This is a genomic window from Methylocella sp. (genome assembly GCA_037200525.1).
GTDB lineage: Bacteria > Pseudomonadota > Alphaproteobacteria > Rhizobiales > Beijerinckiaceae > Methylocapsa.
In genome coordinates this window covers 1124535-1137907 of sequence record JBBCGG010000001.1, presented here as the reverse complement: position 1 = coordinate 1137907, position 13373 = coordinate 1124535, and the positions used below count along the sequence as shown (strand labels likewise).

Below are 13373 nucleotides of genomic sequence, written 5' to 3'. Positions count from 1 at the left end.
TTGGGGAAGCTGGCATCAAATCCAAAAACGGGGAGAAAAAAATTCGACAGATCCTGCTCGCTGCGGCGGCGATTGCGACATGCCTGACATCCAGCGCGCATGCTCAAGTTGCGACGCCCTTGAGCGCCTATGCCGACAAGGACGGTTATCTTGATGTCCAGGCGCTGACTTGCGCGCAACTGGCCGGCACTTACCAGGAAGACGCCAATTACCTGACCTCATGGTACAGCGGCTGGTACAATGGCCTAGCGAAGAAGCATTACGCAAATATCCCGCGCGGCAAGGAAGCCGAGCACTTGACCATCGTCTATTGCAAGGAGCATCCGCAAAAGACGGTGATTGAGGCGATCGGTCTTGTGATCGATGAAATGAGACAAAAAAGCGGCATCGAATTATCGAAGTGATCGGCGCCTAGACTTTATTACTGTGGGCGGGCGCGCGGAAGACCCTCGGCATTGCGCTGCGGCGCCCGACATCCATTCAATGGCCGGGAATAACGGGCCCCGCCGGGTCTGAGGGCAACTGTGGCGAAATAGATACTGTCTGCAGAAATATCGCCGGAGAAATTCACCGTCGTCTGAAAGTTTTTGGCAGTTTATAGTGTACAGCCTTAAGTTGATTTCGGCGCTTTTGGTCGCGCGCCGATCTCTTTCCGGGGTGAATTATCGATGTCAGCGGAGCGTTGGACACCGCGAGTTGCGGGCGTGACGCTTTTAGTTTGCGTCAGCAGCATTTCGAGCGTCGAAACCGCCGCGGCTACAGAGTATGGCCTGAGTAATTACCAGCTTGGGCTGGTCATTCCGATGTCGGGATACATTCCGCCGCCCGGCGTCTATTTTTGGGACACATTTTATCTCTACCAAGGCAGCGGTAAGCTCTTCCAAGGCAGCAATACAAGAAACCCCGCGCAGGTAACCTATAATATCGCGGCGAACATCGTCATTACAGCCCTGATCACGGATTTTACGCTGTTCGGCGGCCAACTTGGGTTCGCAAACACCAGCGCCTACGCCTCGGAAAAGACGACGACTGTTGTTCCGTTCCAGGACGCGTTTGGGATCAATCGCCATCTCACCGATCAACAATCGGTCAACAGTATTACCGACACGGAGTTCACCGCCCTTCTTGGCTGGCATGCCGGCGAGCAGCATTGGAGCTTAACGGTCAGCGGATTCGTGCCGACTGGCAACTATGACGCCGCGCGGACTGCGGAAACGAGCTTGAACCGGCCTTCCCTCGACATCAAAGGGGCGTATACATTCCTCAGTCTTCAATCTGGTTTTGAGGTATCGGGCGCGTTTGGCGTAATGGTCAACGGGGTCAATAGCGCGACGAATTATCAGAGCGGCTCCGAAATCCATTTTGAATGGGCGCTCAATCAGCATTTCCCATTTGGCCTGGCGGTCGGCGTTGGCGGCTATTTTGATCAACAAATCACCAATGATACGGGCTCTGGAGACATTCTTGGCTCCTTCAAGGGGCGCGTAGCGTCGGTTGGACCGCTGGTCAGTTATACGATCAAAATGGGAGACCAGCAGGTCGATCTCAGCGCCCGATGGTTCCACGAGTTTGACGTGCAGCACCGGGTGCGGGGCGATGCGATCTTCGCGACGATGGGCTTCCCGCTTCAGTCGAAGCCGCCGGCAGTGTTCGCGACCAAATAGAAACGTCTATAAGCGATGGGGCTGACCCGCCGGTCGCCGCTCCTCCTCGCGAAGAAGCGAAATTCGGAAGGAATGCGGTCCCCTATTGCCACGCGCGCTTCGAGCCGCTAAGTGTCGCTCGTCCCTTGCGGTCACAGTTTCGGTTGCGTCGACGATCCAAAGCTCGACCTTTCCCGATGACCGCTGCGGCAGGCGCCCGTAGCTCAGCTGGATAGAGCACTAGACTACGAATCTAGGGGTCAGGAGTTCGAATCTCTTCGGGCGCGCCATCTAACGTATTGTTTCATAAAGTTTTTTTGAGCTGACCCCTGGTGGCCCCGTTTGCTTCCAATCAGGGGGTACCACCCGGGTACCACCGTGCGGAAGGCGGCCCGCTGCGGCCGTTATGAACCCGCGCTGCCAGCTGGGCGCGGAACGTTTCGGACTCGGTGCGAGACACCCGCCATCCCCACCACGATAAGAAAATCCGAGACTGGTGGCGCATCTCTAACGCAATAAAAATTGGATAGTCTGCTTCCGATCCTTTAGCGTCAGCATATGACGAACGCGGCGCGAAAATCCGAAGTCGGGCTGGTGGATCGGTTTTTAACTGATCCAAAGACATTGTTCGGGGCGCCCCCCGAGTTTGGGGACAAGCGCAGAGATCGCGGCGGTCCTATTTGGGAAGCCGTGTGGCCGATAGAGAATAGTCTTGGAATTGTTGAGACGGGGCAGCTTCGTATATTGACGTCGACCTCGACGGATAAGCCGCTGACGTTGGCAGTCGTCTATCGGGGCAATTGTGTTTGGCGAGTAGATTTTGTTGCGGCATCAATCTGCCACGTGAACCCATTCTGGGCTCATGGCTCCGGCGCATCCCCGAAAGTTTGCGGGCCTCATTACCATGGCTGGGATTCCAACCGAGACCATATTTTGGGCCAGTCCGAATGGACGCTCCCCTCTAGGCGAGCGCTGCCGCCGCAAGTCAGAAAATTCGAGCAGGCTCTTCCTTGGCTAGCCACGGAGGTCAATTTGCTATTAACTCCGGACCAGCGAACGTTTCGTTTGCCAGAAACGCTGCTGTGATCGACATGATCTGTGAATCTATCCGCAAAGCACTCTCCGACTTCAATGCGTGTGAGGACACGCTTGACGGCGCGCGTGTGGCAACGCATTGCCTTTATCCGTCTTTCGAGACTGTACAAGTGTATGTCGTCAAGATGGGCGATGGATACAAGGTTCATGACGGGGCCGGCGCCTACCGATCGGCTTGGGGTCATGGGCGCGATGAAGGCGTCATTTCCAGAGCGCTGTCTGCGGAGGCTTCCCGGTTCCATCTTGGTTGCTTCAATGATTCGCTCATTTCGGCAGAAGTTCCCGAGGAATGGCTCCAAAGCGTGATCTTAAGCGTTGCAAATGCCTCTTCGTTTGCCGCCAACCGCGCAGTTGCACGCTTCGTTCAAGCCGCCGAAGAAGCTTTGATTGAAAAGATTGATCACACGCTCGCTTACTCGTTTGGCCAAGAGCATATTGCGCGTAACTTCAGCATTCGCGGCAAAAGCGGCGGCGAGCGCCATTTTGACTTTGCGCTTCGTAACGGAGATGACTACGGGATCCTGATCAACGGCGTCTCACCTCATCATGCGTCGATTAATTCCAAATATGTAGCTTTTTCCGACACCGACGGAACCCCCGACAAGAAATTCGCAGTCTTCGAAAAGACGCTGGAATCTGATGATACAGCCTTATTGCAACAAGTGGCGAGCATTGTCCCGCTTGCCTCGTTGGCCGCAGGGGCCAGACGTGCCGTTGCAAATGCCTATTAGCTAAGATCCCGCCCTTGGGTCCGAAGACGGTTCCCCAGCGGGAGGACCCACTTAAGGTGCTCGCTGTGCCACCCGGGGCATAAGACGAAGCTATAGGTTGATCCGACTCCGAAAAAGTGCGGCGTTTGGATGGTCGGTTTTGAGATCCTTGTCGCTCTCTGGCTTGTTTTTTTGAGCTTTTTCATTTCGTCTCCTGCCATCGTAAAAGCGAGCCGCTTTCTGCGTAGCGTGCACGGCTTCGTCAAGCCGTTGAAACTGAGCCCGCGTGCCTTCCGCGCCTCCGAGCATTTTTGCGGCTCGCTCAGCGTCCTCGACGCCGAAGTCACAGCGGTTGCCGTAGCGAGTGCGCATCGCTCTGCTGGTCGCGCTATTCGCAGCCAATGGGCAATCGCTGTTCCAGCATCGCCAGCCGCCGTTCCAAGGCGCGAGTGTCAGGCGCTTCGCCCTTCGGCTTACCTAGCTGGCGGATAAGTTCGGCTTGGCGGGGAGTCGCGACTTGACCGTAGCTCGAAAACGTCGTGAGCACGCTCTCGTGGCCCAAGTTTTGGGACCAAGCTTTGAAGGCTTCCGGCGTCTGACATGTCCGCTCGCCAAATTGGCCAAGCGTCTTGCGGAAGCGATGCGGGTTAAAATAGGGCAGTCCCGCCGCCGTGAAAGCGTCTTTGAAAATGGCGCAGATTGGCGAGGCGCTGCTCCACCCCTTTCGGTCGAGCCCGACTGCTTCAAAATGGCGACTGGCCCCCACTGCGACTCGCGTCGCCGGGAACAGCGGATCGTCCAAGCCCCACAACTTTTCGCCGCGCAAATAATTGACCCAGTCCGTCACGATTTGCCGGATATCATCCCCCACCGGGAAGAAGTAGGTAGCGAACGTCTTGCGGAATTTTGTTTTAACTTCACGCGCGTCTTGCTCCACTTTTCCTTCGATCAAGTCGACATGTTTTAGCTTCATAGAAGCAATGGCCCCGTCGCGCGCTCCCGTGAGCAAGACAAAAGCGATCAACGCGCGGTTGCGCCGTTCAATATCGGTACCGATCGGCATGGTCGAGATCACGTGGCGAATCTGTTCGATAGTCGGCACGCTCTGTTCACGATGCGCCTTGGCGATCGCCGTGTCGCCTCTTCCGAGATTGAAATACTCTCCATCGGAATAGGTTAATTTCGATTTGTACCCTGGTTGCCCGGCGAGCCAGAGAAAAAACCCCTTAAGTGCGGTCAGCGTCGAATAAAGCGTCGCCTTGCTCAAAACTTCTTTTGTTCGATCGTTCACCTGGGCCGCCAAGTGCGACTTGAAGCCAATGGCTTGTTGAGGATGAAACGTTTTGAAGTCCTTGAACCGCGTGTAATTTTCAAAGCGATTCAGAGCTTTCGCCACGGCGTCAATGGATTGCTCGCTGTAACGCCGCGCCTCCTTCATATAGGCGAAATAGACGCGCTTAATCCGTTCATTCGGAGCATTGGTCGTTTTCATATGTTCAACGTTCCTTCCTGGAGTTACAATTCACGGAGGGGGTAATCATCTCTCTTATGCGTGGCGACGCACCCGCGAACGTGATCTCAAGATTCCCCTGAATCGCCCCAATTTTCGTTCGATTCGCTCGTCGATGAATCAGCCGATCGCAATCGGGACAAATCCCGCGAAGATTGCCTGTGGCGTCACTCACCGGCACAAACTCCGCCATATTTCCGGCGGGCGCTTTGGGCGCTCGGCATGGCAAACAGTAGATATGGCCGGCCGGACAGGGGCGCTTCGCGGACGCGCGACGACGCTGGAGAAAAGCCACGAGTACTGGCCCGTGAAAGATCGCGGGTCTTTGCTCATCGACGGATTGAAGGCCCTGCTTCACCCATCCGCGGACCGTGTTTTTGTGGACATCTAAAAGGCGGGCGATCTCTTCCACAGAGTAAGTCCGATGAGACTTTACGAGTTGAGGGTTGGGGTGACGCTTGCCCATGCGTCACTCTTCCCCTTTCTCTTGAACGTCGTCGGCCAAGACGGATGTGGAGCGACGAGGAGAGCCAATGCGGCCCTTCGCCCACCGATCAAGATCGTTCATCGTATAAAGTGGAGTTCGACCTGCCTTGCAGTAAACCGGCCCCCCACCAACAACGGCTAGCTTCGCCAGCCACTTTGTCGAGCAGGGCAAGCCCCAGTTGTCGCGGACATAGCCCGCCGCTTGGTCGCGGCGAAAATAGCGCGGGGAAACTTCCATAAAACCCTCTCCATCTGCCGTAACTTGCGGCGTCTTGGAGAAGATGACGGAAGCTTGCGAGGAACGCTTGCGACAAGCCTTGACTGTCAGACGTTGTCTTAACTTGTCAGGTGTCCGTCAAGGCGCGATGAATGGTCCGGTCGCTTGGAGGTCGAAGGCCCTTTTGCTTCAACAATTCGATAATCTGGGCGTCCCGTTCCTTCACCATCAGCCCCACCGGCAGGCCGTCGGGCCAAAGCTCATTGAACACGACGCGAATAGCCTCGCGACGATCCGACTGCCGAATTGAGCGCGGGACTACTGCGCTCGGTTCAGCTGAATTTCGGTCGGGCCACAGTTCGACGACTCGTTCGCGGTTAACCCGTACCCCGACAAAAATGGGATTTGGCTCCAGGATTCGGCCGACCGCGTCTGTTGGCCAGCCCTCCTGATAATATTGGTCGATATCGATCCAATCCGTATGCGGGATCGCTACTCGTCTCGCTTCTCGGGGTGGAATGCCGTTGGCGATCAGGTGGCCGGATTGCAACGGGCGCCAGAGATCGACTTTTGCTTCTTTGCCAGTGACAAGCGGGACACCATCGTCAGGATCATTGAAGGTCGAGCGCAGAAGCACCTGGAAAAGGTGCAGATTGGACAATCGCTCGAGCGTGTACCCGGTAGCGTTTTCGATATGGAGAGCTTTGGGTTCTCCGAGGATTCCAGGTTCAGTCTGCTTGTCCTGGACGACATCGTATTCGCGAGGGCCTATCCATATTCGCACCTCACGACGATAGGGCCACCATGCGCGCCGCACGGCATGCGGCGTGCGCCAAATGACCCACGCCGCCGTCATGGGCAGCGTCCACCAAATTTCGGGCATCGGGTCGAATTTTGCCGGATCAGGCTCAGTTGCCAGCGGCGGGAGTCCATTGGCTTTTAGCTCCGCTTCGATTTCGTCCGGCAAAATCTCGCCGCGGAGCGCCCGTTTGAGATAATCTTGGGCATAGGGCGGCACTACGATTGGAAATTCGAAACTCCCATAGTCCAAGGTTCTGCCCCCAACTTGTGGCACCGGATTGCCCATCGAGCCATTCCAGTTTGCAGATGCTATCTGTGATTCTTTTATCGGACCGATGAAGCAAATTATTTTAATCGACGATAGTCCGCTCGGTCGCAAACTTGGAAGCGTTAATGAACGTTCAACGACATCAACAACTTACAAATTCAATCTGGGAAATCGCAAACCGCCTTCGCGGTCCCTACCGCCCCCCACAATACCGCCTCGTGATGCTGCCGCTGGTCGTACTGCGCCGCCTCGATTGCGTGCTGGAGCCGACCAAGGATGTTGTGCTGGCCCAATACGAGAAGCTTCAGGCGCAGAACATGCCGCAAGAGGCGATGGATCGCATCCTGTCGCGAGCGGCGGACCCGACGCGCAAGCAGCCGCTCTTCAATACCAGTTCGTACACCTTCCAACGTCTGCTGGGCGATTCCGAAAACATCGCCCCCAACCTCGCCACCTTCATCAACGGCTTCTCGAAGACCGCGCGCGACATTTTCGATCGCTTCAAATTCAATGACCAGATTGAGAAGCTGGACAGCAGCAACCGGCTCTTCGCTATAATCAAAGCGATGGCCTCGATCGACTTGCACCCGGACCGCGTGGATAACCTCCAGATGGGATACCTGTTCGAACATCTCGTCATGAAGTTCAACGAGCAGGCAAACGAGGAAGCAGGGGACCACTTCACCCCGCGCGAAGTCATCCGGCTTATGGCGAATCTCGTCTACACCGGCGAACAGGATGTCTACACCCCCGGCATCTTCCGCACGATCTATGACCCGACCTGCGGCACCGGCGGCATGCTCTCGGTTTCGGAAGAGTTCATTCTCGACCAGAACAGCAGCGCAAACCTCGCCCTTTACGGGCAGGAATATAATGATGAGTCCTGGGCGATCTGCTGTTCGGACATGCTGATCAAGGACGAAGAGACTGGCAACATCGTCCTAGGCGACACTCTGGGCGACGGTAAAACCAAGGATGGGTTTGAAGGCAGGCAGTTTCACTACATGCTGGCCAATCCACCCTTTGGCGTAGAATGGAAAGACCAGAAGACCATTGTCGAAGGCGAACACACAAAGCTCGGCTTCAACGGGCGCTTTGGCGCCGGGCTTCCGGCAATCAACGATGGCTCCCTGCTTTTCCTCCAGCACATGATTTCCAAGATGCACCCCGCGCGGCAGTATGGCGGGGAGGGGTCCAGAATCGCCATCGTCTTTAATGGCTCGCCGCTTTTTTCCGGCGACCCGGGCGGCGGCTCTTCGAACATCCGTCGCTGGATCATCGAGAACGACTGGCTCGACGCCATCGTCGCGCTGCCGGATCAGCTTTTCTATAACACCGGGATTTTTACCTATGTCTGGCTCATCACCAACCGTAAGGCGCCGGAGCGGTGCGGCAAGATTCAGCTGATTGACGGCACGCGCTTTTTCCAAAAGATGAAAAAGAGCCTTAACAACAAACGCAACGAGATCACCAACGATCAGATCAAGACGCTAACCCGCCTTTATGGCGCCAACCGCGACAGCGAGATGGCGCAGGTTCTTATCGACGGCCAGCCGGAAATGCGCGTGGTTTCGCGCATCTTTGAAAACCGCGAGTTTGGCTTTCTTAAAGTGACGGTGGAGCGCCCGTTGCGCCTGAATTTGGAGGCGAGCGAAGAGCGGATCGCCAAGCTCGACGATCAGGGCGCCTTTGCGAACCTCGCTGTCTCGAAGAAACTGAAAGACAAAGCCGCCATTGCGCATGAGGAAGAAGCGGGCCGCAAGACGCAAGAGGCGATCCGCGCCATCGTGCGCAAGTTGGCCCGCAAGGGACGTTATATGGACCGGGCTTTGTTTGAGGCCGATCTGAACCGCGCCGCCAAAGCGGCGGGCGAGAAGGTGTCCACGCCGATCAAAAAGGCGATCTTCGCCGCCTTGGGCGAACGCGACCCCAAGGCCGCCATCTGCCTTGCAAAGGGCGTCCCCGAACCGGATAGCGAGTTACGCGATACCGAAAACATACCCCTGCCGTCAGGAACGGCTCTGCCGCTTCCGATAGACTTTGGCCCCGATAAGCCCAATGACCGGCTGGTCGCGGCGATGCGCTCGGTGATCGACGCCTATATCGCCGCCGAGGTGCTGCCCCATGTGCCCGATGCCTGGGTCGATTATGAGAAAACCAAGATCGGTTACGAAATTCCGATTAACCGGCATTTTTACGTCTACAAGCCGCCCCGTCCGCTCGACGAAATCGAGGCCGACATTGCCATGCTCGAGGGCGACATCGCCGACCTGCTCAAGGGGTTGGTGCAATGATGCCGGTCTCGCAGCGTGGCTCCGAAAAATGGCCGCGGAAACGGTTGAAGTTCGTTGCAACCTACAATGACGATATCTTGCCAGAAGACACGGACGACTTTGAGGAAATCAATTATGTTGAAATATCCGGTGTCTCGCTGACGGGTGGAATCGAAGAAACCAGCCGCATTTATTTCCACGAGGCGCCCTCGAGGGCACGGCGGAAGGTCAGAAGCGGCGACGTCCTCATTTCTACAGTCCGCACGTACCTGAAAGCGATCGCCGCTGTCCCCCAAGCCGAAGCAAATCTCATTGCGTCAACCGGCTTTTGCGTCATCCGTCCCGGCGACGAAATGGACTCGACGTTTCTAGGATGGGTCGCAAAGTCCGAACCTTTCGTGTCCGAGATCGTCGCTCGATCCGTGGGCGTCAGCTATCCGGCGATAAACGCGAGTGAGCTTGCGACGTTGGAAGTACCGCTTCCCTCTTTTGATACCCAGCGACGCATTGCGAAGTTTCTGAATGAGAAGACGGCGCGCATTGATGCGCTGATCGCGAAGAAACAGGCGCTTCTGGATCGCATGGGGGAAAAGCGCCAGGCGCTCATAACCCGAGCCGTGACCAAGGGCCTCAACCCCACCGCCCCCATGAAGGACAGCGGCATCGATTGGCTGGGCGAAATTCCGGCGCATTGGAAAGTCATTCGGCTGCACTTTCTTACTAGTGAGCCGTTGAAATACGGGGCCAACGCCCCGGCGGATTTTGATAATCCTGACTGGCCGCGTTTCGTCCGTATCTCCGATGTCGATGAGAACGGCCAGTTGCGGCCTGATACTTTCCGGTCTCAGCCACAAGAGGTGGCCGAGCCGTACATGCTGCAAGAGCAGGATATCCTGCTTGCGCGCAGTGGTGCGACCGTCGGAAAGAGCTTCATCTACAGGAGTTCTTGGGGCAGTGGCTGCTTTGCGGGGTATCTTATCCGAGCGAGGTTACTGAGCGAGGTTTCCTCTGAATTTGTGTATCGTTTCCTCAACTCGTCGGCGTACTGGGAGTGGGTCCGTGCGAACTTCATTCAGAGCACGATCCAGAATATCAGTGCCGAGAAGTATGGAAATCTGTGGATTGCCCTGCCAAGCGAGCGGCATGAGCAGGACCAAATTTCGCGGTTTCTTGATAGCGCGTGCGAGCAAATTGACCAGCAGCTAGCCAAGATCTGCGCTTCCCTCGACAAACTCGCCGAGTACCGTGCCGCCTTGATCACGGCCGCTGTCACTGGCAGGCTCAAACTGGAGGCAGTATGATGTCCGGCCATACGGAAATCGACTTTGAAAACGCCATCGACTTCAGTCTGACCACCCAAGGCGGCTATGCCAAGGGCGACCCCAAAGCCTTTGACGAGCTGCTGGCCCTCTTCCCCGCCGATGTAACGGGATTCTTGCGGGCCAGCCAGCCGACCCGCTGGGTGCAGCTTGAGGCGCTGTTAGGAGCCAAAACAGAGGCTACGTTGCTCGATGCTCTGGCCAAGGAGCTGGAGGTGAAAGGCACACTGCACGTCCTGCGACATGGTTTTCGCTGCTATGGCAAGACGCTGCGTATGGCCTATTTCCGTCCGAACTCTGGCCTCAATCCCGAGGCGGCGGCGCTCTACGCCACCAACCGGCTGGTGATCACGCGGCAGGTTTCCTTCTCCTCCGCGATGAAAAGGCCCGATGGCGGCAACCGGCGCTGCATCCTCGATGTGGTGCTGTCGGTGAATGGGCTGCCGGTGGCGACGGCGGAACTCAAGAACCCGCTGACCGGCTCACGCGCAACCGACGCCGTCGCGCAGTATCAGGACGAACGCGACGAACGCGATTCGATCTTTCGCTTCACTAAACGCGCTCTGGTGCATTTCGCCGTTGATCCCGACGAGGTCTGGATGACAACGCGGCTGAAGGGGAAGGAGACGGTCTTTCTGCCCTTCAACCGGGGCCATAACCACGGCGCGGGCAACCCGCCGACGGAGGGAAACTGGAAGACCGCTTATCTTTGGGATGAAGTTCTGGCAGCGGACAGTCTTTTGGACATTCTCCAGCGATTTATGCATCTGGAGGTGAAGGAGCGCCAGGTCACGACTGACAAGGGCGTACGCACGATCCGCAAGGAAACCATGATCTTTCCACGCTATCACCAGCTTGACGCGGTGCGCGCGCTGGTGCGGCATGCGCGAGAGCACGGGGCGGGGCGGAATTATTTGATCCAGCATTCGGCCGGCTCGGGCAAGTCGAACTCGATCGCCTGGCTGGCGCACAGATTGGCCAGCCTTCATGACGGCGACGATCAGAAGGTGTTTCATAGCATCGTAGTCGTGACGGATCGGCGCGTGCTGGACCAGCAGTTGCAGGATACGATCTATCAGTTCGAGCACAAAACTGGCGTGGTCGAGAAGATTGACGAAAACACTCAACAGCTTGTGCGCGCCCTGTCGCAAGGCACGCCGATCATCATCACCACGATCCAAAAATTCCCTTTCATAGCCAAGGCGCTAAGCACTCTGGAGGCTAAAGGCGATGGGGTAAAGATTGACACCGCGAGGAAGCGGTTCGCCGTGATCGTCGACGAGGCGCATTCTTCGCAAAGCGGCGAGACGGCCACGGCGCTACGGGGCATGTTGAACCGTGACGGGATCGAGTCGGCGATTGCCGCGCAGGTGCTGGACGACGAGGAGGACGACGGGCTAGAGGATGAAGCCAAACGGGCGCTGTTGCGCGAGGCACTGCGACGTACACGTCAGCCGAACCTCAGCTTCTTCGCCTTTACTGCGACGCCGAAATTCAAGACGCGAGCGCTGTTCGACGAACCCGGCCCAACCGGGAAAGCTCCGTTCCACGAATACACGATGAAGCAAGCCATAGAAGAAGGCTTCATCATGGACGTGCTCCAGAACTACACGACCTATAAGCGGTTCTACGGGCTGGTTAAGAAAATCGAGGATGACCCGGAGGTGCCACGCCAGAAAGCGGTGAAGGAGCTAACGCGATTCCTCGAACTACATCCGGTGAATATCGAGCAAGTCGTCAGCGTCATCGTCGAACATTTTCGCGCAAATGTGATGCATGAGCTTGGCGGGCGAGCGAAGGCAATGGTCGTCACTGGATCGCGCCTGTCCGCCGTCAAATACAAGCTGGCGTTTGATCTCTATGTGAAAGCGCGCGGCTATCAAGGGATAAAGTCTCTTGTGGCCTTTTCAGGTGAGGTTGAGGACCCGGATTACCCCGGAAAATCTTACACCGAAGTCGCCATGAACGACGGGCTTGCCGAAAACGAATTGCCCGAGGCGTTTGAGCGCGACGACTATCGCGTGCTTCTCGTGGCAGAAAAGTATCAGACTGGCTTTGACCAGCCTCTGTTGCAGACAATGTATGTGGTGAAAAAACTGGCGGGCGTTCAGGCCGTTCAGACCCTTTCGCGCCTGAACCGCATGGCGCCGGGCAAAACGCGCACATTTGTCCTCGATTTCGTGAACGAAGAAAACGACATCTACGAGGGCTTTAAACCCTACTACGAGACGACGCCGGTTGGTGAAAACGCCGACCCGCAAACGCTTTCGGAGCTCCATCACAAACTTCTAGAATGGGCGATCTTCTCGCCCGACGACGTCAATTCCTTTGCCAACCTCTGGTATGTCCGCAAACGCGATCATTCCTCGTCGGATCATCGCAAGATGAATGCGCTGCTCGATGTAGTCGTCGATCGCTTCAAAAAAAAGGCGGATGCGGAACAGGACGTGGTCAGGGGACAATTGACCGCATTCCGAAACCTCTATGCTTTCTTGTCCCAGATCATCCCCTACCAGGACAGTGAGCTTGAAAAATTTTACACCTTCGTCCGCAACTTGATCACAAAGTTGCCTCCGCCCGGCGACGGCAAGAACTACTCGCTGGATGACGAGGTAGCCCTGCGGTATTTCCGACTCCAGCAGATCACCGAAGGATCTATCGACCTGCACGACGGCGAGGCCAAGGCGCTCAAAGGCCCGACAGACGTGGGAACCGCGGCTCGAAAAAACGACAAAGAGTCGCTGTCTAGCCTTGTCGCAAAACTGAATGAACGATTTGGGACGGACTTCAATGAGGCAGATCAACTGTTCTTCGATCAGATACGAGCGTCGGCGGAGAACGATGAACGCATTGTCGAGGCGGCGCGAGGCAACAACCTTTCGAACTTTTCATCCTATCTGGACCGAATTTTGGACGAACTCTTCATCGATCGGATGGAAGGCAATGAAGAGATTTTCACGCGCGTCATGACGGACAAAGCGTTTCGCGCCACCGCTCATGAGCACTTAGCGCAGGAAATATTCAGGCGCACGAGAGGAGACCCCGCTTAGA

8 protein-coding genes and 1 tRNA gene are annotated in these 13373 nt (G+C 56.5%); 7 read left to right on the top strand and 2 right to left on the bottom strand.

Annotated features, from left to right (window positions below; genetic code table 11):
- The first annotated feature begins 41 nt into the window (after positions 1–41).
- The 4 genes from WDN46_05335 (at position 42) to WDN46_05320 (ending at position 3469) form a co-directional block, all read left to right on the top strand.
- Complete coding sequence (locus tag WDN46_05335; protein ID MEJ0092852.1) at positions 42–404, top strand: HdeA/HdeB family chaperone; 363 nt, start codon at positions 42–44, stop codon at positions 402–404.
- Positions 405–704: 300 nt separating this feature from the next.
- On the top strand, positions 705–1664 hold the full coding sequence (locus tag WDN46_05330) for a transporter (protein MEJ0092851.1): 960 nt from the start codon (positions 705–707) through the stop codon (positions 1662–1664).
- 192 nt (positions 1665–1856) lie between these two features.
- A tRNA-Arg gene (locus WDN46_05325) sits at positions 1857–1933 on the top strand.
- 792 nt (positions 1934–2725) lie between these two features.
- Positions 2726–3469, top strand: a complete 744-nt coding sequence (locus WDN46_05320; GenBank protein MEJ0092850.1) for a hypothetical protein — start codon at positions 2726–2728, stop codon at positions 3467–3469.
- 367 nt (positions 3470–3836) lie between these two features.
- Here WDN46_05320 and WDN46_05315 read toward each other — a convergent pair whose 3' ends face one another.
- Both WDN46_05315 and WDN46_05310 read right to left on the bottom strand, forming a co-directional pair.
- Positions 3837–4940, bottom strand: a complete 1104-nt coding sequence (locus WDN46_05315; GenBank protein ID MEJ0092849.1) for a tyrosine-type recombinase/integrase — start codon at positions 4938–4940, stop codon at positions 3837–3839.
- A gap of 848 nt (positions 4941–5788) precedes the next feature.
- Entirely contained in the window at positions 5789–6748 is a 960-nt protein-coding gene (locus WDN46_05310) for a hypothetical protein (GenBank protein MEJ0092848.1), read from the bottom strand.
- A gap of 107 nt (positions 6749–6855) precedes the next feature.
- Between WDN46_05310 and WDN46_05305 the strand changes: the two genes are divergently transcribed.
- Genes WDN46_05305 through WDN46_05295 form a run of 3 tightly spaced genes read left to right on the top strand, consistent with a single transcriptional unit; the run spans position 6856 to position 13372 of the window.
- A complete protein-coding gene (locus tag WDN46_05305; protein MEJ0092847.1) occupies positions 6856–9024 on the top strand; it encodes a class I SAM-dependent DNA methyltransferase in 2169 nt (722 codons plus the stop codon).
- Complete coding sequence (locus tag WDN46_05300; protein ID MEJ0092846.1) at positions 9021–10304, top strand: restriction endonuclease subunit S; 1284 nt, start codon at positions 9021–9023, stop codon at positions 10302–10304. Before WDN46_05305 ends, WDN46_05300 begins: the two co-directional genes overlap by 4 nt.
- Complete coding sequence (locus WDN46_05295) at positions 10301–13372, top strand: type I restriction endonuclease (GenBank protein ID MEJ0092845.1); 3072 nt, start codon at positions 10301–10303, stop codon at positions 13370–13372. Before WDN46_05300 ends, WDN46_05295 begins: the two co-directional genes overlap by 4 nt.
- Position 13373: the final 1 nt, after the last annotated feature.